The 23,038-nt window shown below is 55.5% G+C and carries 18 protein-coding genes; 12 read left to right on the forward strand and 6 right to left on the reverse strand.

Annotation, left to right across the window (positions count from 1 at the left end):
• Positions 1 to 7 precede the first annotated feature (7 nt).
• From GZH47_RS25120 to GZH47_RS25135, 4 genes are all read left to right on the forward strand, one after another.
• Positions 8 to 691 carry a response regulator transcription factor gene (locus GZH47_RS25120; RefSeq protein ID WP_162643754.1) on the forward strand — a complete coding sequence of 228 codons (684 nt, stop codon included), beginning with the start codon at positions 8 to 10 and terminating at the stop codon, positions 689 to 691.
• Positions 684 to 2,075 carry a sensor histidine kinase gene (locus tag GZH47_RS25125; RefSeq protein ID WP_162643755.1) on the forward strand — a complete coding sequence of 464 codons (1,392 nt, stop codon included), beginning with the start codon at positions 684 to 686 and terminating at the stop codon, positions 2,073 to 2,075. The genes GZH47_RS25120 and GZH47_RS25125 overlap by 8 nt, the downstream gene beginning before the upstream one ends.
• An 80-nt stretch (positions 2,076 to 2,155) precedes the next feature.
• Entirely contained in the window at positions 2,156 to 5,254 is a 3,099-nt protein-coding gene (locus GZH47_RS25130; protein WP_162643756.1) for an efflux RND transporter permease subunit, read from the forward strand.
• Positions 5,255 to 5,359: 105 nt separating this feature from the next.
• The gene (locus GZH47_RS25135; RefSeq protein WP_162643757.1) at positions 5,360 to 6,097 is read left to right on the forward strand and encodes a class I SAM-dependent methyltransferase; all 738 of its coding nucleotides are present in this window, start codon (positions 5,360 to 5,362) and stop codon (positions 6,095 to 6,097) included.
• Positions 6,098 to 6,262: 165 nt separating this feature from the next.
• On the opposite strand, the gene GZH47_RS25140 is transcribed toward GZH47_RS25135, so the two are convergent.
• A complete protein-coding gene (locus GZH47_RS25140) occupies positions 6,263 to 7,495 on the reverse strand; it encodes an MFS transporter (protein ID WP_192043543.1) in 1,233 nt (410 codons plus the stop codon).
• A 268-nt stretch (positions 7,496 to 7,763) separates the two neighbouring features.
• Between GZH47_RS25140 and GZH47_RS25145 the strand changes: the two genes are divergently transcribed.
• From GZH47_RS25145 to GZH47_RS34430, 5 genes are all read left to right on the forward strand, one after another.
• Complete coding sequence (locus GZH47_RS25145) at positions 7,764 to 9,290, forward strand: spore germination protein (protein ID WP_162643758.1); 1,527 nt, start codon at positions 7,764 to 7,766, stop codon at positions 9,288 to 9,290.
• 41 nt (positions 9,291 to 9,331) lie between these two features.
• Positions 9,332 to 10,549, forward strand: coding sequence for a Ger(x)C family spore germination protein (locus tag GZH47_RS25150; protein ID WP_225446204.1), 1,218 nt, complete (start codon positions 9,332 to 9,334; stop codon positions 10,547 to 10,549).
• Position 10,550: 1 nt separating this feature from the next.
• Positions 10,551 to 10,778: a hypothetical protein gene (locus GZH47_RS25155; protein WP_162643759.1), complete on the forward strand. Its 228-nt coding sequence runs from the start codon at positions 10,551 to 10,553 to the stop codon at positions 10,776 to 10,778.
• Between the two features lie 25 nt (positions 10,779 to 10,803).
• Positions 10,804 to 11,943: a GerAB/ArcD/ProY family transporter gene (locus tag GZH47_RS25160; protein WP_162643760.1), complete on the forward strand. Its 1,140-nt coding sequence runs from the start codon at positions 10,804 to 10,806 to the stop codon at positions 11,941 to 11,943.
• Positions 11,944 to 12,211: 268 nt separating this feature from the next.
• Positions 12,212 to 12,517: an ATP-binding protein gene (locus tag GZH47_RS34430; protein ID WP_162645422.1), complete on the forward strand. Its 306-nt coding sequence runs from the start codon at positions 12,212 to 12,214 to the stop codon at positions 12,515 to 12,517.
• Positions 12,518 to 12,545: 28 nt separating this feature from the next.
• Here GZH47_RS34430 and GZH47_RS25170 read toward each other — a convergent pair whose 3' ends face one another.
• Positions 12,546 to 13,409, reverse strand: a complete 864-nt coding sequence (locus GZH47_RS25170) for a helix-turn-helix transcriptional regulator (RefSeq protein WP_162643761.1) — start codon at positions 13,407 to 13,409, stop codon at positions 12,546 to 12,548.
• A 157-nt stretch (positions 13,410 to 13,566) separates the two neighbouring features.
• Between GZH47_RS25170 and GZH47_RS25175 the strand changes: the two genes are divergently transcribed.
• Entirely contained in the window at positions 13,567 to 14,394 is an 828-nt protein-coding gene (locus GZH47_RS25175; RefSeq protein ID WP_162643762.1) for a phytanoyl-CoA dioxygenase family protein, read from the forward strand.
• 211 nt (positions 14,395 to 14,605) lie between these two features.
• Here the strand turns inward: GZH47_RS25175 and GZH47_RS25180 are convergent, their stop codons facing one another.
• Positions 14,606 to 15,763 (reverse strand): MFS transporter, encoded by a 1,158-nt coding sequence (locus GZH47_RS25180; protein ID WP_225446580.1) that lies wholly within the window; start codon positions 15,761 to 15,763, stop codon positions 14,606 to 14,608.
• Positions 15,764 to 16,033: 270 nt separating this feature from the next.
• On the opposite strand from GZH47_RS25180, the gene GZH47_RS25185 reads away from it, so the two are divergent.
• Positions 16,034 to 16,612, forward strand: a complete 579-nt coding sequence (locus GZH47_RS25185) for a TetR/AcrR family transcriptional regulator (RefSeq protein ID WP_162643764.1) — start codon at positions 16,034 to 16,036, stop codon at positions 16,610 to 16,612.
• Positions 16,613 to 16,747: 135 nt separating this feature from the next.
• Here GZH47_RS25185 and GZH47_RS25190 read toward each other — a convergent pair whose 3' ends face one another.
• Positions 16,748 to 18,049, reverse strand: coding sequence for an ABC transporter substrate-binding protein (locus GZH47_RS25190; RefSeq protein ID WP_162643765.1), 1,302 nt, complete (start codon positions 18,047 to 18,049; stop codon positions 16,748 to 16,750).
• A 304-nt stretch (positions 18,050 to 18,353) separates the two neighbouring features.
• Here GZH47_RS25190 and GZH47_RS25195 point away from each other — a divergent pair, with 304 nt between their 5' ends.
• On the forward strand, positions 18,354 to 19,976 hold the full coding sequence (locus GZH47_RS25195) for a glycoside hydrolase family 140 protein (protein ID WP_162643766.1): 1,623 nt from the start codon (positions 18,354 to 18,356) through the stop codon (positions 19,974 to 19,976).
• Between the two features lie 78 nt (positions 19,977 to 20,054).
• Here the strand turns inward: GZH47_RS25195 and GZH47_RS25200 are convergent, their stop codons facing one another.
• Together GZH47_RS25200 and GZH47_RS25205 are read right to left on the reverse strand one after the other, a co-directional pair.
• A complete protein-coding gene (locus GZH47_RS25200; protein ID WP_162643767.1) occupies positions 20,055 to 20,429 on the reverse strand; it encodes a hypothetical protein in 375 nt (124 codons plus the stop codon).
• Positions 20,430 to 20,456: 27 nt separating this feature from the next.
• On the reverse strand, positions 20,457 to 22,910 hold the full coding sequence (locus GZH47_RS25205; RefSeq protein ID WP_162643768.1) for a DUF7948 domain-containing protein: 2,454 nt from the start codon (positions 22,908 to 22,910) through the stop codon (positions 20,457 to 20,459).
• Positions 22,911 to 23,038 lie beyond the last annotated feature (128 nt).

The following is a 23,038-nucleotide window of genomic DNA, read 5'->3' on the forward strand; positions in this document are numbered from 1 at the left end:
TACAGGAATGGCAAAAATTGCGGTCATCGACGACGATGCGCATATACGCGAGCTCGTTCAGCTTTATTTGCGCGACGAAGGATTCGATGTCGTGGAGTTCGCGAACGGCGAAGCGGCGTGGTTATACATAACGGACAATCCGGTCGACATGGCCATCATGGACATCATGATGCCGCGGATGGACGGCTGGGAGCTGTGCCGAAGAATCCGGGCATCCGGCGACATGCCGATCCTGATGATCACGGCGAAAGGCGAGTCGGAGGAGAAAATCAAAGGGTTCCAGCTGGGGACCGACGATTATATGACGAAGCCGTTCGACCCCATGGAGCTGGTCGTGCGCGTGAAAGCGCTGCTGAAGAGGTACCGGATCTCGGCTTCGCAGATGGTGACGATCGGCGGAATCGTTCTGGACCGGCTCGGTTACCAGGTCATTTTCAAAGACACCGAGGAAGCGATGACCATCCCGCTGAAGGAATTCGAGCTCATGTACAAGCTGGCGGGCCATCCCGGACAGCTGTTCACGCGGGCTGCGCTCATCGAACAGATCTGGGGATTCGAATACGAAGGCGACGAGCGGACGGTGGACGTTCATATCAAAAGATTACGTGAACGCTTTGCAGCTTATGAAGAAAAATTCAAAATCGTGACATTGCGCGGACTCGGCTACCGGCTCGAGGTCCTTCATGATTAGGTCGCTGTACGTCAGGACCGTGCTCATCTTCATTGCCGCCGTCATTATCAGCCTTGGCGTGTCTTTCATGCTTGCAATCCACATGTACAGCAGGAACGTGACATCGCTCGCCGAAGACCAGATGATCGCCAGCGGCAAGAAAATCATCCGCGAGCTCGGCGATGCGCCGCCGGAGAGCCTCCAAACGGTGCTGGAGAACGCAGTCGACGTCCCGGGTCTGCGCGTCAAAATCATGGACGAGAACGGAAAGACGATATCTTACGGCGACGGCGGGAGCGGCGAGAAGACGCCGATTTCGCCGTCGCAGCTGAAGCCGGTGCTCCAAGGCGGCATTTACCGGGGCACCGTGACGTACATCCATGATCATCATAAAACGGCATCCTTGCTGATCGGCCTGCCATTCCAATTGCACGACCAATCCTACGCGCTGTACATTACGCCGGAGCTTAGCAAGTTGCTGGACATGTTCCGCAAATTCACGCTGACCGTATTCGGCTGCGTGCTGCTCGCGGGAAGTCTGCTCATTCTGCTTGCCGCCCGGTACATCGTCAAGCCCGTGCAAATGATGACGGAGGCGACCAAGCGCATGGCCAAAGGCGACTTCGGTATCGTGCTACGCACGAAGCGCAAGGACGAGCTGGGCGTCTTGACGGACAGCTTCAACGAAATGGCGGGCTCGCTGCGCATGCTGGACAAGCTGCGAAGCGATTTCGTCAACAACGTCGCTCATGAAATCCAATCGCCCTTGACGTCGATCTCGGGATTTTCCAAAGCGCTTCGAACGAAGACGATGACGGAAGAAGGACGGAAACACTATCTGACCATTATCGAAGAGGAAAGTCAGCGTCTGTCCCGGTTGAGCGCTAATTTGCTGCGTCTGTCGGTGCTGCAGCAGGATCAGCAGCTTCACCATCCCGGTTACTTCAGGCTGGACGAGCAAATCCGCCGCAGCATCATTGCGAGCGAGCCGCAATGGCATGAGAAAGGGATCGAGCCGGAGCTGGATTTGGACGATGTGACCATCTATGGAGACGCGGATAGTCTCGAGCAAGTGTGGCATAATTTGATTAGCAACAGCATCAAGTTCACGGAGCCCCAGGGGGAAATCACGATTACGCTGCGCTTAATCGATGGCATGGCGGTCGCCGTCGTTCGCGACAATGGCCACGGTATCGGGCACGAAGAGCTGCAGCATATTTTCACGCCTTTCTACAAGGCGGACAAGGCTCGGGATTACGCGGTCAAAGGAAACGGGCTCGGTTTATCGATCGTTAAAGCGATCATCGACGTGCATGGTGGAAGCATTGAAGCGGAAAGCGAGCCCGGCGTTCATACGTTGTTCACAGTCAGGCTTCCAATACGGCCAAAAACGGAGATTGTCTAATATTGTAACCGCCAGTTCATGTTCAGTTCAAAAAACTCCGTTATGATACTCTCTATATAAAGAGAAGAGGAGAGAACCCAATGAACGCTTTATCCAGATTCAGTTTGAAAAACGGTGTCGCGATCGTGATTCTCTGTCTGCTCGTACTGGGCTTCGGCTTCTACTCGTCGACCCAAATCAAGCAGCAGACGTTCCCGGACGTGACATTCCCGGCCGTCTTCATTCAGACGGTATACCCTGGCGCTTCGACCGAGGAAATCGAGTCGGAGGTCACGAAACCGATCGAACAAAGCCTGCTGGGCTTGAAAAATTACGATTCGCTCACAAGCTCGAGCAGCGAGAATTCCTCGAGTATCTTCCTGCAATATGCATTCGGCACGAACATGGACGACAAGATGAAAGACGCCGAGGCCGCGGTAGCGAAGCTTACGCTCCCGGATCAGGCGAAGGTTACGGTTCAGCGGCTGTCGTTCGGCGAAGCGCCGATCTATGAAGCAGCCATCTTCTCCTCGAAGGAAGATACGGCCGAACTTCAGAAAACGCTGGAAGAAACCGTCGTTCCGAAGCTGGAGAAAGTATCCGGCGTCAGCTCGGTAACGCTGAAAGGCGCGGTGTCCCAAGAGCTTCGCATCGTAGTGGACAAGGATAAGGCCGCGCAGTACGGCTTGTCGCTGAACGCGATTCAGACGGCCATTCAATCGCTCGATTACGCGCTGCCGCTCGGTTCGGTCAGCCAGGATGACAATACCATTCCGATCCGCCTCGTAGGCAAGATCGACTCCATTGATCAAATCAATAACCTGCAGCTCAGCGCGGGCGGCGGTCAAGGCATGGGTGCGGGCGCAGGCGCCGGCGCGAAAGGCGGAGCTCCGGGGGCAGCGAAAGTGAAGCTGTCGGACATCGCCAAAATCAACACCGTCTCGTCCCAAAATGAAATTACGCGCTACAACGGCCAGTCCAGCTTCATCGTCAGCGTCGTTAAGACGCAAGACGCCAATACGGCTGACGTATCCGATGACGTTAAGGCAGAGCTTAAAGCTTTCCAAGATAAAGGCACGCTCGACGTTCGCCTGATTCAAGACCAAGGCGAGGATATCAAGCACTCCGTTAACTCGCTCATTCGGGAAGGCTTGTTCGGCGCCTTGTTCTGCGTCATCATCATCTTCCTGTTCCTGCGGAATATCCGGGCGACGCTTATTTCCATCATCTCGCTGCCGATCTCGATTTTCGCAACGATCGCACTGATGAATCAAATGGGTTATACGCTTAACATCATGACGCTCGGCGGGATCGCCGTTTCCATCGGACGGATCGTCGATGACAGTATCGTCGTTATCGAGAATATTTTCAGATGGCGCCAAGAGAAGGGCCGCGAGATGAACGGCAAAGAGCTGGCGTTCCGCGCAACGAAGGAAGTTATCGGCGCGGTCGGCTCCTCGACCATCGCCACCGTTGTCGTATTCGCGCCGCTTGCGTTCGTAACGGGCATTATCGGCGAGTTCTTCCGTCCGTTCGCCATCGCGGTCGTCATTTCGATCCTGTGCTCGCTGCTCGTCGCCATGATGCTCATTCCGGTGCTGGGCGCGAAGTTCTTCAATTCCATCAAGCCGCATAAGGAAGGCAGCCGCTTCAACGACTTCTACGAGCGGGTCATCCGTGGCGCACTGCGACGCAAAGCATGGGTATTGATCCTGTCGATCGTCCTGCTGTTCGCTTCGTTCGGCACGATTCCGCTGCTCGGCGTGGCATTCCTGCCGGCCGGCAATGTCGCTTCCATCGGGGTCGACCTGAAGATGCCGGCACAAACGCCGCTGGAAGAGACGAACGCGGCAGCCGGGAAAGTGGAGGAATACTTGAAAGGCTTGAAGGACATCGACAATTATCAAGCGATGGTTGGCGGCGTGGACAATCCTTTCGTACAAATTCCAAGCACGAATACGGCTTCGTTCAAAGTACAATTCAAGGAAAACGCGAAAGTCGATACGAACGAATTGATCGACAAAGCGAACGAGGATTTGAAAAAAATCGTGACGGCCGTATCGCCTAAAGCGACAGTTGACGTCAAAGAAGGCGAACAGAACGGACCGCCGACGGGCAGCGAAGTCACGATCGACCTCTATTCCGACGATCTGACGGCATTGTCCAAAGCGGCATCGCAAGTCGAGAACTTGATGAAAGCCAACACGGACATGAAAGACGTCTCGAATAATCTCAAAGACGTATCGCCGAAATGGGTGCTCTCGCTCAATCAAACGGCGAAGGATCTGAACGTTTCTTCGTTCCAAATCATGGGTGCCGTCAATGAACAGCTGCGTCCGGTTAATGTCGGCACGTACACGCTGGACAGCAAGAACTGGGATATCACGATGGCGTACCAACAGCAAATCTCGTCCAAGTCCGAATTGGAGAACATTACGATTCCGACGGCTGCGGGCGTGAAGAAACTGAGCGAGCTCGCGGACTTGTCCGAGTCGACGGCTCCGGTTGCCATTAACCATGAAGAAGGCAAAACGTACGCGGAAGTGAAAGGCAACGTGAAAGATACGGACAAAACGGCTAAGGTCACGAACACGATCAAATCGGATATTGACAGCTTGTCGCTGCCAAGCAATGTCGATGTGAAAACCGGCGGCGGCCTCGAAATGATCACCAGCGGCTTCAAGAGCATGGGCATGGCAATGGGAGCTGCAATCGGGCTCGTCTTCCTGGTCATGAGCATGACGTTCGGCGGTTTGCGCGTGCCGCTGATCATTCTCTCTTCCCTGCTCTTCGTACCGAGCGGCGCGCTTGGCGCCCTGCTGATCACGGGCAACTCGCTCTCGATGAGCGCGATGATCGGGATGCTGATGCTCGTCGGTATCGTCGTCACCAATGCGGTCGTACTCCTTGACCGCGTCGAAACGAACCGCAAGCTCGGCATGGAGCTTCGCGAATCGCTCGTAGAAGCATCGAAGACAAGGCTGAGACCGATTCTGATGACGGCTTGCGCAACGATTCTTGCCTTGCTGCCGCTGGCATTGTCGACGTCCTCGACAAGCTTGATTTCCGGCGGTTTGGCGATCACGGTTATCGGCGGCTTGACGACTTCGACGCTGCTTACGCTGATCGTCGTTCCGGTTATTTACGAAATGACGGGCAAGCGCAGCAAGGTTCGCCAAGACCTCGATATTAAAGACTAAAGTATAAGCGGAGGCGCATCCCGAACGAAGGGTGCGCCTCCGGTTTGTTTCTTTCGCAATTTCTGGCATGATGGAAGAGATGATGGAAGAGTGGAGGGATTTGCCATGAAACAAAATAAATACGACGAAGATGGCTTCTTCGCCAACTACAGCGGGATGCCGCGTTCGATCGGCGGCTTGGAAGCGGCTGGCGAATGGCAGTCTTTCAGGCCGATGCTGCCTGACTTGAAGGGGAAACGGGTGCTCGATATCGGCTGCGGCTTCGGCTGGCATTGCCGGTATGCGAGGGAGCAGCAGGCCGAGTCGGTCGTAGGCATCGACATTTCGGACAATATGCTGGCGCGTGCCAGGGAGCTGACCGACGATCCGAAGATCGAGTACCGCCGTCTGGCGATCGAGGATCTCGATTATCCGGCTGGCTCGTTCGACGTCGTGATCAGCTCGCTCGCCCTGCACTATATCGAGCGCTTCGACGCCGTTTGCCGGGATGTCCGCAGGCTGCTCGCGCCCGGCGGCAGCTTCGTCTTCTCGACCGAGCACCCGGTCTTCACCGCGCGCGCCGCGCAGGATTGGCATTACGGTCCGGAGGGCGAGAAGCTGCATTGGCCGGTCGACGATTATTACGCGGAAGGCTTGCGGCAGGCGAGATTTCTCGAGAATGACGTGATCAAATACCATCGCACCGTCGCTACGCTGCTGAACGCGCTGATCGAAACCGGCTTCAGCATTCGGAAGCTGTCCGAGCCCCAGCCGTCGCGGGAGATGGTCGAGACGATTCCCGGCATGCGCGACGAGCTGCGCCGGCCGATGTTCTTGATGGTGGCCGCGGATCGGAACGATTGAGCAAGTTCCCGCAGCAGAATGTTTCCGGAAGGAACGAACAAGGCTTGCCCGCATGGACGGATGTCCGCCGCGGGCAAGCCTTGTTCGTTTGGAACGCATAGTAATGGCTTAACCTTCTCTTGCTTGTTCGATCAACTTGTTATTCATCCGCCTAGGTTGTTGAGATCAAACGTGCAGCGTCTCGCGTTTCTGCGCCGCTGCCGGTTCCTTGCGGCGATTGACCGCCGCATGCACGACGAACGATCCCGTCGCCAGCGCCGCGGTCGCGACCGCCAGCCAAGCGACAGGCGTCAGGCCGCCGCCGTCGTAGAGGCCGCCCATAACGTAAGGGCCGATGACGCGGCCCGCCGATCCGATGCCGCCGGCAAGGCCGAGATAGAACGGCGCATGGCGGCCGCCGTTCTCGCTCAGGAAAGCCGGGATGGCCGGCGCGATCAGCATTTCGCCCAGCGTGGTGAGCAGCATGCCGAGCACCATGCCCGGGAAGCTGTGCATTGCCAGAATGACGGCATAGCCAAGGAAGTAGAACACCGCGCTGGCCGTCAATTGCGCTTTGATGGAACGGGCGGCCATTCGTTTGATGAGGTTCGTGACCGGCTGGGCGATGAAGATGAGAATCCCGTTGAACGTCCAGAGGAAGCCGAACATCTGCTTCGACATGCCGTGCTCGATAATGAACGGAGACACGCCGGTATTCCATATGCTGTTGCCGAGATTGATGAGCATCGCCCCGAGCGCCATGAACAAGTAGATGCGATAGTCCGTCAATAACGGCCAGATTCCGGCTTCCTGGGATGCCCGTTTCTTGAGCATAGGGCTTCCGCCTTCGCCGCCTGTCCCGACTTGCTTCAAATAAAATAAGAAAAAGACCGCGAACACGCCCGACGACACGCCGTTCAGGATGAAGCTGAGCGAATAGGAGACGTCCGCGAGAAACCCGCTTAGCGCCGTGCCGACGGCGACGCCGATATTGTTGGCGATATAGATGACGTTATACAGCTCGCCCCGCCGGTCGGCGAATCGAAACCCGATGAACGCTTGAATGGCTGGCATCGAGAGCGCGTTGAACAGGCCGATCAGTCCCATCATGACGATAAAGACGGGCCATGAATGGCTGAGCGCGGGAAGCAGCAGCAATCCGGCCGCGTTCAAGGCGAGCGCGCCGATGATCAGTTTTTTGACGCCGATCCGGTGGTACAGCGAGCCGCCGAGCAGCTGGCCGGCAATGCCGCCGATCGACTGAATCAGAATGACGAGTCCGGCGTCCTTCATGCTTCGGCCAAGCTCGTCGAAGACGAACATCGTCACGAGCGGCCACATGAGCGCGCTTCCGATGGCATTGACGAGGCTGGCCAGCAGGAAGACTTTGATTTCTTTCGGATAGGAAGAGAGTTGCATAATTTGGGATACCCCCGGTCAGTCGTTCTAAAGATGTGAAATTTCATTATACCGTATCTGCCGGGGGAAGCCGAAGGCTGTTTTTTCCAACGGCGCGCTTGATGGCGGGTGCAAGCAATCGGGGGCGTGATAAGGAGCGAAAGTAGCTCTGCCATATGGGACGGACAGCATGGCCCGAATCTTTCCTTCTTGAATAGGGGAAGGAGGCAAGAAAAGTTTAAACGACAGGGTTTATGGAAATATTAGGTCCTAATCTGTTAAGGATTAGGTGGTTAAGCTGCAGGACATAGATGAGAACACGGTTAAGCAAGAATTGAACGCGGAGCTTGAAGTCACCTTGAGCGTCATCCGGTCCTTGCTTGGCAACAGCACGGATCTTATCGTTCGCCATTTTAAAATCATGACGAAGCTGCAGCCGCATTCGGCCGCGGTCGTATACGTCGACGGGCTGGCCAATCCGAAGGACCTGCTGGAGTCGCTGCTTGCCGACAGCGTCGAGACGCAGGCGTTTCAACAACTCTCGGACGAGACCGAACCCCTGGAAATGATCCGAATGTACATGCTCAAGATCGGCGATATCAAGGCTGCATTCAATTACGAAGTACTCTGCCACGGAATTTTATCCGGCGAAACCGCGGTGCTCGTGGAAGGTTATTCGGAGGGAATCATTGCCAGCACGAGCGAGTGGGAAGACAGGGGCGTCACGGAGCCTACCTCCCAATCGGTCGTCAGGGGTCCGCGGGAAGGATTCTCCGAAACGCTGCGTACGAATACCTCTTTGATCCGGCGCAAAATCAAGGATCCCCGGTTGTGGCTGGAGACGAGACAGGTAGGCACCGTTACGCATACGGACGTTGCCCTCATGTACATTCAAGGAATCGTGGACGACAAGGTCGTGGAAGAAGTCCGCCTCCGCTTGGATCGGATCGACATCGATGCGATTCTGGAGAGCGGCTACATCGAAGAGTTGATTCAAGACGAGACGTTTACGCCTTTTCCGACGATCTACAATACGGAACGTCCGGATACGGTCGCCGGCGCCCTGTTGGAGGGACGGGTGGCGATTATCGTCGACGGAACGCCTTTCGTGCTGCTCGTGCCGGCTTTATTCACCCATTTCCTGCAAACGGCCGAGGATTATTATCAACGCGCGGACATCGGCACGCTCCTTCGGATACTCCGGTACGTTTGCACGTTCATAGCCTTGTTCGGACCGGCTGCGTACATCGCGATCACGACCTTTCATCAAGAGATGATTCCGATGCCGCTCCTCATCAACATCGTGGCGCAGCGGGAAGGGATTCCGTTTCCCGCGTTCATCGAAGCGTTACTGATGGAAGTGACCTTCGAAATCCTGAGGGAAGCCGGCGTTCGCATGCCGAGGACGGTGGGGCAGGCCGTATCGATCGTCGGGGCGCTCGTTATCGGACAAGCGGCGGTCGACGCGGGGTTGGTAGGCCCGGCGATGGTCATCGTCGTATCCATCACGGCAATCTCGAATTTCGTCATTCCGTCGTACAACATGGGCATTTCGATCCGTATGATTCGCTTTGTGCTAATGATGCTCGCCGCTTCCTTCGGATTGTACGGCATTTTGACCGGCGTCATTATCATGGTGCTGCACCTTTGCAGCCTGCGTTCGTTCGGCGTGCCCTATCTGGCGCCGTTCGCGCCGTTCATCATGGAGGATCAGAAGGATAATATTTTCCGATTGCCTCAATGGATGCTCATGACGCGTCAGCACATGATCAGCCCGAATGACCGTAAACGGCAAAAGAAACGTTCTTCGCCTTAACCTGCGCCATAGCGGCCCTTCATCTACAGATTGGAAAGGCGATGATTCAAGCCATGCTGCTGCGCAAATTGCTGTTGTCCGCGCTTCTGCTCCTGTCGTCCGCGACGTTGACAGGGTGCTGGAACCGGAAAGAACTCAACGAGATCTCCATTGCGACGGCCTTCGGATTCGATAAGTATCGCAATCAATACAACGTATCGGTCCAGTTGATCAATGCATCGGAAATCTCCGCTTCGAAGGGCGGAGGCGGTCGGGTGCCGGTGGTCACGGTCCAGTTGTCCAAGGGGCACACGATCTTTGAATCGATTCGCGCCATGACGACGGCGACGCCGCGTAAGATTTATTCGTCCCATTTGCGCATTCTCGTCATCGGGGAGGAACTGGCCAGGGAAGGCATCGCGAAAGTGCTGGACTCCCTCTCCCGCGACCATGAATTGCGGACGGATTTCTACATCGTCATAGCTAAGGGAGCTTCTGCGACCGACGTGCTGAGAATCCTGACGCCGCTGGAGAAAATTCCGACCGATAAGCTGTTCTCCTCTCTCGAGGCTTCCGAGCGAAACTGGGGCGTGACGTCTACGGTCGATCTGCACCAGCTGATCTTTGATTTGGTTGACCTGGGCAAGGATCCCGTTCTGCCCGGCGTCCGTATCATCGGCCACATCAATCAGGGGGAAGCGAAATCCAATTTAGATCATGTGAGTCCGCAGACGCTGCTGAAATACGAGAGTCTCGCCGTGTTTCGCAAGGATAAGCTCGTGGGGTGGCTGAGCGATAAACAAAGCAAAGGCTATAACTACATACTGGGAAACATCCAAAGCACGATCATTCGGCTCCCGTGTCCGAAAGGCGGCGATCTGGCCATTGAATTGATTCATGCGACCCACAAAATCAAAGGGAAGATCGTGAACGGACATCCGGAAATCCAAGTGACCGTCAGGGCGGAAGGCAATGTGGGGGAGGTGGAGTGCGGCATGGATTTGGGCACGAACGAGGCGATGGCATTGCTCGAGAAGGAATTAAGCGATAGCATCAAGGCGACCATGGCATCTTCCGTCATGCGGGCTAAAGCTTACAAAGCGGACATCTTCGGTTTCGGATCCGCGATTCATCGGGCCGACTACAGAGTGTGGCGCCGCCTGGAGGACCACTGGGAAGACGAGTTCGTCCATCTGCCCGTGCATCTGACGGTAGATGCCAAAATCCGCCGCACAGGTTCGGTCGTGCAGTCCTTCCTAGAGCGAATGGAGGAGGAATGAGTTGGAATGGATCGTCTTGATCATCCTCGCCGGAACCGCGTTCTACGAGTACCCGCGGCTCAGACGCGCCGGACAGTTCAAGGAGCTGTGGCTGTTTACGTTCTTGCTGGCTTTCGGCATGCTGCTCAGCGTGGCCGAATACCTGCATATGCCCATCCCGAACCCGCTTGATTGGATTACCGCGCTGTACAAGCCGATGAGCAGGACCATTCTGTCCACGCTTGAATAATACACGGAAAGAAGGTATCGGCGAAATGGGCGAAATGATCGAGAAAGGCAAAATCAACCCGCGGCAATTTTCGATCCTTACGCTATTGTTCTCCTTGGGCAGTACCATTCTGATCGTGCCGTCCGCGCTGACGTCCATCGCCAAGCAGGATGGCTGGATTGCCGCCGTTGCCGGGGTTGCCGGCGGCATGGCGGTCATCTTCCTCTACAGCATGTTGGGCTCGAGATACCCTGACCAATCATTAATGCAATATACCGAAGCCATTCTCGGCCGGTGGCTGGGCAAGGTCGCCTGCGCGCTCTTCCTGTCGTATTTTTTTATCCTGTCGGCATTGGTGCTTCGGAACGTAGGCGATTTCATTACGACGATCGTCATGCCCGAGACGCCGATTCAAGTCGTGCATGCGTTGTTCCTGCTTGCGGCCGTCATGGGCGTGAGCTTGGGCTTGGAAGTCATTGCGCGTTCGTCGGAGATTTTCCTGCCGTGGATCGCCGTGCTGATCATCGTGTTGATCGTGTTCCTGATTCCTCAAATACAATTGGACCGCATACAGCCGATGTTCGAAACCGGAGTCAAAGGCATTATCCACGGAAGCTTGTCCGTTCTGAGCATTCCCTACATGGAACTCGTCGTCTTGCTGATGGTCTATCCGTACGTTACGAAACCGAAGAAAATCCGCTCGGCCTTCATGAAGGGGGGGCTCCTCGGCGGCGTGATCGTCATCGTCGTGACGATCCTATGCGTGTTCGTCCTCGGATGGGATTTCACGGCCAGACACACCTTTCCAAGCTATACATTGGCCAAAAAAATTCAAGTCGGGGAGTTTCTCCAGCGCATCGAGGTATTGGTGGCGATCATTTGGTTTCTGACGATCTTCTTCAAGCTGGCCCTCTGCTTCTATGCTTCGATACTCGGCATGGCCCAGCTGTTCCGCCTGCGAACCTATCGTCCCCTTCTCGTGCCAAGCAGCATCGTGCTAGGCGTGTTGTCGATCGTCGTCTATCCGAATATCGTCTATTTCCGCGTGTTCGCGGCCGAAATCTGGCCGTTCTACTCGCTTACGTTCGGCTTGTTCATGCCGCTCCTGCTGCTGACCGTGTCCGCATTGAAGCCGAAGCCGCCCGCGGACGGTTCTTCCGCCGAGCCGAAGGAGAAGATTCACTGAATTCAAAGGGGCAGCCCCGTAAGTCATCCTAGATGACGCTGGGCAGCCCTCTTTTTATAAGCACGTGAACAGTCTGGCGTAACCAAGAAGCCGCACGGCCGAACGTTCCTCGGATCAACGATTGGTACAAAAAGTATGTGGCTTCATTAAAGGAAATCGAGTCGGCTTAGGGAATAGGTAAGTTACTATAATTCATTCCAAACGGAGCGATTTCTATGAGTGAACTCAGGCGTTTTTTTGACACCCGGCAGGACAACATGATCGAGGGCTGGATAAACCGCATGGAACGAGCGTACCCGCTCTTTTACGATCTGGAGCAGCTCAGGATCCAAGGCAGGAAGTACGCCCTCATCTACGGCCGAATCTATTCGACCCCTTCGTCACGACCAAATCCGACGGCACGGGGCTCGGCCTTGCGATCTGCAAACAAATCGTCGAACGCAACGCCGGAGCGATTACCTTCGAATCGGGCCCGGAACGGACTACGTTCACCGTCGTCTTCGATCACCGTTCTGAACCGGAATTGAGCGCCGAACGGGATGACGAATATATCCCCTTGGCCGGCAGTTCCTAATCCGCATTCTTCCGGGAATCGCCTGCTTCTACATACGCCACTGCGTCGGCGATACGCCGATATACTTCTTGAATACCGTTGCGAAATGCTGGCTCGTCTTGTACCCGAGGTCCATCGCGACGCCCGTCACGCTCGCGCCCGGCATGCGAAGCAGGCCGCAGGCCCGGTTCATCCGCAGGCGGTCGATGTAATTCGCGGGCGACTGCCCGTGCATATCTTGAAACAGCCGGTAAAAATGCGATTCGCTGACGCCGACTTTGGCGGCCAGCTCCTTGTTCGCCCAGCGCCGCTCGGGCTCGGCTTCGATTTCCTCGGTGAGCGCGAGCATGGCCTCGTGCAGATCGAGCGGGATTTGCCGCGCGACGGGCGGGTAGATCAGCTGCAGCAAGATATCCAGCAAATAATGCCTCGCCCGGAACAAGTCGGCTGCCGTACCGTGTTCGATAATGCCGCGCAGCTTCAGAAATTGCTCGCGGATGCGCATATCCGCATGCACGATTCGCGGCAGCGCGCCGAGCGCGGCCTGGATGCGGAGCCGATCCGCTTCGCCGAATCCGAGCCAGCCTTGCATTTCGCCCGGATCGACCATGATGATCCACCAAATGCTGGACGGCTCCACGTAATTCGATCCGGCTCGATGCCATTCGCCCGGCTTCGTATGGAAGCATTGCCCCGCATGGGTCGGATAGTGCCCGTCATCGACCTCCCATGCCAATTTGCCGTTCTCGACATAGACGAACTCGAAGCAGCGATCATGCCGATGATCGGAGAGCGGCGAAGCCTCCTGAAAACGGTCGAAGCCCATCATTTCCAGCTCGGGAAAACAGGCGAATTCGCCCGCGTTCACCCATTCGTACACCCAACGCGCGGAATCGCTTTTGCTGCGGGGCATGGCTTCCAGCTCCTTTGTTGCTTGTTTCTGATCATCTGTTTGTTTCTAATCCTATTTGATAGTTTTTCGGAAGTCAATGCAGCGCTTCGGCGCTTACAATGTGAATAGGAAGCGGATACATTTACCTATGCGAATAGAAAGAAGAGGCGATTCTACAATGAGCGTGATTCCCTATCAAGTAACGGAAGCGGATAAACAGCGATTTAACGAGGACGGTTACTGGATCAGCCCGAAGCTGATCGACGACGATACGATTCAGCGCCTGCGCGATGCGCATGAGCGCGTCTGGAGCAAGAAGCACGACGGTCACGGCTTGCCGTTCTACCACTATTCGCTGCCGGAGAACCCGCTGGCGATCCGCAAGCTCGACAACGGCTGGTGGATCAACGACGAAATTCGCGCTGTCGTGACCGACCGCAATTTGGGCCATATGGCTGCTGATCTGCTGAACGAGGATTCCATCCGGTTGTGGCATGATCAAGTCATTTACAAGCCGGGCACGGACGGGCAGGAAACGAAAGCCGGCAACGTGGGCTGGCATCAGGATTACGGTTATTGGAAGGTCAGCAGCACGTCGAACATGGTCACGGTATGGATCGCGCTGCAGGATACGGACCTGACGAACGGCGGCATGATGACGATTCTAGGCTCGCACAAATGGGGCGCGGTAGAAGGCAGCGACACGTTCTTCGAACAGGACATGAGCAAGCTGAAGGCGAAATTCGCCACGCGGGACTGGGTTGAAGAACCGTGCATTCTGAAGGCCGGCCAAGCCAGCTTCCATCATGCGCTCACCTTCCACGGCTCCGGTCCGAATTTAACGAACGAGGCGCGGTTGTCGGTCGTAGCGCACTTGATGCCGGGCGATACGTACTTCCGCGACGTACGGCAGAAGCACGACAATCTCCGTCTGCTCGCCGGTCGTCCGGTACCGGGGATGCGCTTCGACAGAGAGGAATATTTCCCGACGCTGTACACGAGATAGTAACGAGATAACGTGCTAACGAGTTTATGAGTTTATGAAATGACAGCGGGACAGTTCAAGGGATTGCCGGCCACGCGCCGCGCAATCCTTTTTTCATGTTCGCTAAGAGCGGAGACCGCTCGATTGCTCTACCGCGTGTATCTCCTGTTAAACCAAGCATCGAGCTCCCTGCGGCGTGAATGCCGTGGCTCGAAGTTCTTTTTTCTGTGCGCTATTCACGACTTCGGCGTTTGGTGACGGCCCACAACAACAGGGCTAACGCGCTTACGCCTGCTCCAAGCCGGCACACCCCGATCCAACCTGCATAGGCGTATAGTCTTGTAGATGCAATTGAACCCATGGCGCTGCCGGCGGAATAAAAAATCATATACGCTGCTGTAAGCCGGCTGCGTGCTTCGGGACGGACCTTCAATATCATGCTTTGGTTGGTGACGTGAACGGCTTGAACCGCAAGATCGAATAGGAGTATACCAGCAACAAGAGCGGTTAGCGATTGGTTGGCATAGCTGATCGGCAGCCACGAGACCAGTAATAAGGCGAGCGCAATTCCTGTTGTATGCTGTCCCAGTCCGCGGTCGGCAAGACGTCCGGCTCGAGTCGCGCCCAGTACTCCGGCAACCCCAGCCAAACCAAAGGCCCCGATCGCAGAATGCGAGAGCGATTGCGGAGGCATGCTGAGCGGCAAAACAAGCGAGGTCCAAAAGATGCTGAAGGCTGTAAAAATTAGCAATCCGAGCAAAGAGCGAACGCGCAGAATAGGTTCCTCTCGATACAAGACCATTACCGAACGCAGCAGTTGGATATAGCTCAATGATACTTTGCGATGTTCCTGAGGTAGAACCCGAAGCAGCGTCACGGAAGTAATAAGCATGCAAACCGAGGAGAACAGATAGACTGAACGCCAGCCCGCGAGATCGGTTAATAGCCCGGCAGCGGATCTCGCAAGCAAAATGCCGATGACAACGCCGCTAGTTACGAGCCCGACTATCCGCCCCCGTTCAGAGGGGGCTGCTAAGGATGCGGCATAAGCAACGAGTGTTTGCGTGACAACGGCCAACAATCCTACGACCGCCAAGCCTGATAATAATACACCTGGTCCCGGGGAAAGAACGATGGCGATTAACGCGATTACGGACAAGAACATTTGCCCTGGGATCAGCCAGCGTCTGTTCATCAAATCACCAAGAGGTACGAGCAGCAAGAGGCCTATAGCATAAGACACTTGCGTGATCGTAATAAGGATACCCGCCGACGAACGTCCGATATCGAATTCACTTGAAATAACGTCAAGCAGGGGCTGCGCGTAATACACATTAGCGACAGCCAGTCCGCAGGCTATGGCAAACAATAACGCTAAACGGCGTGACATGACAGCGGGTTGACGAACGGAATACGACTGCTGATCGACTGGCTCTGCTTCATAGCTTTCATTGGATTTTGCTTGTGCCATCTGGTTATTCACACTCCATTCTAATTTTACTGAATAGTATAATATACTGATCAGTACAATATGTGCATGAAATTAAAATACGGCTTCATACTCGTGAAGTCAAGGGTTAATGAACGTATATTTGACATTTCGGCAGCTTGGTACTATGATTTTTATTGTACCAATCAGTATAATAAGGGAGGCTTTGCAATGGTCCGACTTCGGGAGTTTGATAAGGAGGAGGCTCTTCGTGCCGCGATGCGAGTGTTTTGGGAAAAAGGTTTTGAGGCAGCGTCTCTGAACGATCTGACGGAGGCAATGGCCATTCAGCGACCTAGCCTGTATTTAGCTTTCGGTGATAAAGAACAACTGTTTGAGCAAGCTTTACGCAAGTACACGCAATGGCATGCTTCCAACGTTAGGGAGAAGCTTCATAGCAAATCTTCTGTCCGGGATGCCTTTTATTCGTATTTCATGGGTCTAGTCGACGAATCGTACCAAGGAGAATCCAGTCCGGGATGCTTCTGCATCAATGCGATGGTTGAACTTGCGCACAGAAATCAGAAATTCGAAATCATTACGCGCGAACATCAAACCTATCTGGCTGCCTTGTTTCAGGAGGAGATAGAACGGGGGATCCGCTCGGGCGAGCTTAATAAAGAGAACAATGCCAAAGCATTAGCTCAAGGTTTAGTGGTTTCGTTAATTGGAATCACCGTGATGCTGAAGGCAAAGCCGGACCGATCGTTTATCGAAAATGCGGTCGGGACAGCGATAGCGCTGCTCTAATCGGTACCTATTCTTTAGTTCCGGAAAATAGGATTTACTCATGCATGGCGTAGGGGCATGATCGTTCAATAAAGGAACCAAAAGCAGCCGATCGGAATCGATCGGCTGAGGAGCGTGCTTACATCTATTTGGTGGCTACTTCGCGGCCTTGCTGTCGTCGACGGCGCTGTTGATCATGCCGTCCAATTGCCGCAAGAATTCCTCAACGCTTACATTCGGATTCGCCAGGCCCGGAATTTGCTGCACCGCGACTTGCAAAGCTGCATTCTCGTACTTGCTTGTTTCCGAATACGGCTGGAAAGAATTCTCGAAGAATGCCTGCACGTTCTTGCCGGCCGTTCCAGTGACGGATGCGCCGAATTGTTCCATCGTTCCAGCAGTGCGAACGGCGGGGCCGAACCCTTCTTTCGCATATTCCAACTGTCTCTCTTCCGACAACAGGTAAGCGATGATTTGGAACGCTTCCTTCGCATGCTTGGAAGTCGACGAAACGTATAGCGTAGTCGACAGCTGGAACGGTCCGATCTTGGTTCCCTCCTCAAAGGTCGGGAAGCTGACAAGGTCGAGATCCTGTCCGCCTTTCGCTCCTTCCGCCAACAGATCCGTTCCGTCTCCAAGCGCCATCGCGATGCTGCCGCTATACGTAAACAGCGATCGTGCGGACGACGGGTTGCCTGCCTCGGTCCCCTGGTTAGCTGCTGGCGCGATCAGATCATGGATTTGCGTCGCCAGCTCCACCCACTTCGTACTTGTTACGGTCGAATGATCCGTTGTCGCATCGAGGAAATGCAAGCCGTACTCGTCCATCATATTCAAGATGCTGATATCGCTCGTGTACGGCGTAAATCCGACATAGCTCGATCCGGCGAATTGCTTGTTCAATTCGGCAACGTCTTTCCACGTCATTCCGTCATGCGGATAAGCGATCTTCATCGCATCGAATGCTTTCTTATTATAAAATAGAGCGCTGTAGCTTCGGGAAAACGGCAATTCGTAAATATGCTCTTCTTTGTTGTCGTAAGCATTGAGTCGTTCGATCAGCCCCGCATCAAACACATTGAGATCCATGTCTTGCAAGTGAATGAAATCGGTTAAATCGAGTCGGACTTGCTCCCAAATATCAATCGGCGTAGCCAGATGATTGATATCCAATACCAGATCCGGGAATGTATCGTCTACCGCATGATCTTCCAGACCGTTGAAATTGACGGGCAAGAACGTGATGTCATCATTTTTGAAATGATTCGTTACATCGTCCTTCACTTGTTGAGGAAGTTCGCCAAGCGAAGCGAACACCAGGGGAACTTTCGTTGCACTGTCTTCCGATGTCGCAGTCGCAGGCTGCTCCTCTGTTCCGGACGGCTGCTTCTCGTTGTTGCACGCGACTAGCGCCGTCGCAAGCAAGATCGTCGTGACGCATAAGGCGCCTCTTCTCACAGCGATATCACCTCACATTAGTAAAATCTACTTCCTTCATTTTCCATAATATAGGATTTGACAGCCCAGCCGTAGGGGGTAATCGTCTACACTTGTTCGGCATTTATCCGTACGCTGCTTTTTCATTCAAACCATGCCTTGACGAAGGAAATTCGCGGGAGAAGTTGAATGCTATTGATAACGCTTCCAACGGGCTTGCAGCATGCAGGACACGACGAAAGATTAGACACGGATCGTTCAAACCAGTGCCCATGACTACCTGTGAGAACCGAGCGTCACATCTTCTCAAATGGAGGGATCGATCATGTTGAACGTGATGCAGAATGTCGTAACCGAATGGGTATTTACGTCCGTCAAGGAGCATGCGGATCCGTTTAACGAGATCCGCGTGCAAGCGCTCGTAACGTCGCCTGACGGCAAGGAGCGCATCGTTCCCGGTTTCTGGGCCGGCGGCCAAACATGGAAAATACGTTACTCGTCCGCGCAAATCGGAATCCATCGGTATCGTACCGCATGCACCGATCAAGGCGATCGGAATCTGCACGGGCAAGAGGGAACGATCGCAATCGTCCCGTACGCCGGGGACAATCCGCTGTACCGGCATGGAAGCCCTCGGGCTGCTTCGGGTCGCCAGTATCTTGAACATGCGGACGGGAAACCTTTCTTCTGGCTTGGCGATACGTGGTGGATGGCGCTTACGAACCGGTTGAAATGGCCCGCGGACGTGAAGTGGCTCGCGCAAGACCGCGTCGACAAAGGGTTTACCGTCATTCAAGTCGTTATGGGGCTGTATCCGGACATGGGACCTTTCGATCCGAGAGGCGCGAACGAAGGCGGTCAAGCTTGGGAGCCAGGGTTCGCCCGGATCAACCCGGCGTTCTTCGATGCAGCCGATCCGAAGATCGAGTGGATGGTCGAATCGGGTCTATTGCCGTGTCTGGTTGCTTGTTGGGGGTACTACCTCGACTTCGCCGGCCAGGACGTCATCCGCAAGCAATGGGAGTATCTGATTGCCAGATACGGCGCCTATCCGGTGGCTTGGTGTCTCGCCGGGGAGGCGGACATGCCGTACTATCAATCGGATTCGTTCAAGAATCCCGAGCTGAAGAAGTCGTACCAAGCGCGCCTTCGCCAGGAGTGGACAGCAATCGCCGCTTATGTCCGAGAGACGGATCCTTACGGCAGGCTGTTGACGATCCATCCGACCGAATACGGCCGCAATATGGTGGAGGATGCATCGATTCTTGATCTCGATATGCTTCAGACCGGGCATGGTGGATATCACTCGCTCGAACCGACCGTCAAGATGGTCCGGGATTCCGTCGCCCGGGAACCGCGAATGCCGGTTATCAATTCGGAAGTCAATTACGAAGGAATCGGCGGGTCAAGCTTGCAGGACGTGCAGCGCTACGTATTCTGGTCCTGCATGCTGAACGGGGCTTGCGGCCACACCTACGGGGCGAACGGGATTTGGCAGGTGAACTCGGAAGAACTGCCTTACGGCGCCTCGCCGACCGGAGTCGCTTGGGGCCATACGTCCTGGAAGGATGCCGCTCGGCTGCCGGGATCCGGGCAAGTCGGGCTCGGCAAGAAATTGTTGTCGCGCTACGAATGGTGGTCGTTCCAACCTCATCCGGAGTGGCTGCCCGCCGAACTCGCGGAAGCTCCCGTGTTCGCCAGGCCGCACGCCTCGGGAATCCCCGGGCAAATTCGCGTCATCTACGCCCCGTTCCATCTGGCGGGCGGACTCGAGGTGCAAGCCATCGAAGCCGACGTGCCTTACCGCGTATTTTTCTTCGATCCGTCCACTGGCGAAGAGCATGATATGGGGCGGGTCGTTCCCAGCGAAGAAGGAAAGTGGAGATGCAGCCAGACGAGAGTGTTCCAGGACTGGGTCATCGTTCTGGAGAGGAGATGCGGGGATTAATCAAGCCATGACGAAACGAAAGAGATTGTCCCGATTGGAAGGGGACAATCTCTTCTTTTGTCTGCTTTTATATCAAGGTCAAAGAACGGGGGTAATCGCCGAGATCGGCGATTGCTCCGCTTGCAGCACCCGCTGGGCAGCATTCATGTTGCCGGCCGCATCGGAAGCGAAGACGTCGATGACGACGTTCGAGCCCGTCACGTTCAATTGCGTCTCATAAGCAGGGAAACCGGCAATAGCGGCAGTCCTCGTCGTAACGGCGAGGGGGGGAAGCGAGAACAGCTGATGGAGGACGGGGATTTTGGGCGTCGCCGTCGCGCTCAGACCGACAAGGAAGACTTCCAGCTCGATCGTCGCCGTTCCTGTCAGGTCTTCGTTACTGACAATGATGTTCAGAACGGTGGAAGGGCTTGTGCCCGTATTAAGAATTGGTCCGCTGCTAAATGTTGGCATGCGTGTAACCTCCTTTCTAATTCGTGGTCAGTCAGTTCGCGTGAGCCTGAAGATCGGCGTTGCTTCCGCTTGCAGCACTCGCATGGCGGGGAGCGGGTTGCCGCCTGCGTCCACCGGGAATACGGAGACGACGGTATCGCCGTATCCAGGTCCGTCGAGTTCGTATTGGATTTCGAAGGCATCGAACGATTCCACGTTATAGCTACGAGTCAAGGCGGTGCCCGACGGCACGCTCATCATTTCGGCAGCGAATGTAATTCGGCTTGTTCCGTTCACGACAAAGGCTGCGATTCGAATAATCGCGGTACTGGACGAACTATCGTTGCTGACGATCAGCTTCACGGCGGAGGCGGCGAGCCCGGCCGCGGCGGCATTCGGCAAGACGCCTGTGGTGAACGCGGCGGAGAATTGGATTTTCGAGACGAAAATATCATAGAAACCGCCGAAAGTCGGTTGGAACGCCCCGGGCGTAACAGGAAAATCAGGCGAGGCCGTAGTGCCCGCGACATACAGGCTGCCGGCGGCGTCTATGGCGATGCTTGGGCGCTCACCCACGAACGGGGCGGGTCCGGTTCCGCCGAGGTAGGTGGAGAAGACAAGGGAAGAGCCGTCCGGGTCGATCACGGTGATGAATGCATCCTTCTCGCCGGCAAGATCGGATTGAATGGCATCGGGCGTAACGGGAAAGTCGAGCGACGAGGTCATGCCGACGATAGCCGCATTGCCGGCGGCATCCAGGACGATGCCGCTGCCGAAATCGTCGCCGCTTCCTCCCAGAAACGTCGAATAGACAAGCGCGCTTCCTGTCGGATTCAACTTGGTTACGACGGCCATATTCGGCGGCACGAATTCGGTATTGAAGGCTCCCGGCGTAACGGGGTAATTGGCGGAGTAGGTCTGTCCCGTGATATAAGCGTTGCCCGCGTCATTGATCGCGATGTTGTACGCGTAATTCAATAACGGTTCGCCGAGATAGGTGGAGTAATAGAGATCCGAGCCGGCAGCATTCAGTTTCGTGACGAACATCTTGATTCCGGATGACGCCGTCGTTTGGAATGCCCCGGCGGTGACCGGGAAATTCGTGGACAAGGTGCTTCCCGCAACGTAGGCGTTTCCCTCGCTGTCGATCGCGATCGCCCTGGCGCCCTCGCCCTGGCTTCCGCCTAGAAACGTCGAATAGATTAGCCCGCTTCCGTCCGGATTGAACTTGGTGACGAACGCGTCGCCAGAGCCTCCGAACGTCGTCTGGAACGCGCCGGACGTGACCGGGAAGTCGGCCGAGTCTGTAGCGCCGACAAGATAGGCGCAGCCGGAATCATCGACCGCGATGCCGCTTCCGCCGCTGAAGGTGTTGCCGCCCAAGAAGGTGGAGTAGACGAGCGCCGTCCCGGTCGGATTGAATTTGGTGACGAATATCGCGAACGCCGCCGTCGCTACGGTCTCGAAGGCACCGGGCGTGGTGGGGAAATCCAGCGATTGTATGCTGCCCGACACATAGGCATGGCCGGACGAGTCAACGCAGATGCACGTAGCGGTACCCGTTCCAAGAAAGGTAGAATACAGGATCGCCGTTCCTTCCGGGTTAATCTTGGTCACCATGACGTCAACCCCGGTTTTGGTGGTGTCGAAGGCGCCGGGCGTAAGCGGGTAATTGGCTGAGAAGGTATAGCCCGTTACGTAGGCGCATCTGTCTCCATCCAGCGCCATGGCGGATGCCGAGTCCCTGTCGCTTCCTCCAAGATAGGAGGAGTAGGCAAGGATCGGATCGATAACGAGCGGCAGCGAGGGATCGAGGTCCTCTTCCAGCGCGAAGCCGACCGTATAGCTTCCGTCTGCCTGGGGATGAAGGACGAATCGGCACGCCAAGCTCCGGGTTCTCCCGTCCTGCTCTTGATAAGCGACAGGCTTCAGGTCAGTCAACGTGCCGTGAGGCGTGGAGATTAACAGATTGCCAGCCTCGTCCAGCCGCAATCCGTTTGCCCCTTCGCAGTGAAGCAAAATGTCTTCGATACGTCCGCCCGGACGCACATGGACATCATATTTCAATCGTCCCTCTTGTCCGTAGAAGTCCATGTCGATGTCAGGCCATAGCTCGCGGTAGATCACGTGCTTGTACAGAGGCAGACCTGAGTAATGGCGCGCCGGATCACTCCCGCTGAAGCGACTGAACGTTCCTGGCTCGGGCTCCAGCCCCTCGGGCACGGCATCTGCCCGAGCGCCGCGGAACGTCCAGGCGAGCGTGATGCCGTCTAAACTTTGTTGCGGTCCTGACCCTACGTCGTCCGCACTGTCGGGCTGTCCCAAACCTGCACTGTCCGTGCTGCTGCTGGACTTTCCTGCGTCGTCGTCCGACTGTGTCCAGAACGTCATCCATGCCTTGCCCGCGCCGAAGGCGAAGCGGGTGCCCTGTGCTTGCGATTGAAATGCAATCCGGTTGTCGGCTATCTGTCCTCTGTTCGGGACGAACGTTAAGGGAAGCATCCCATGCGACTGCTTGATCTTCTTTCTTTGGAACTCCGTTAGTGGCAAACCTATCACCTCGATGATTACGTTTCATAGATTACTAGCATTCTATGTTCATCAATCACGGTTCGCCACGACCATGAGCT

It is taken from the genome of Paenibacillus rhizovicinus (genome assembly GCF_010365285.1).
Classification (GTDB): domain Bacteria; phylum Bacillota; class Bacilli; order Paenibacillales; family Paenibacillaceae; genus Paenibacillus_Z; species Paenibacillus_Z rhizovicinus.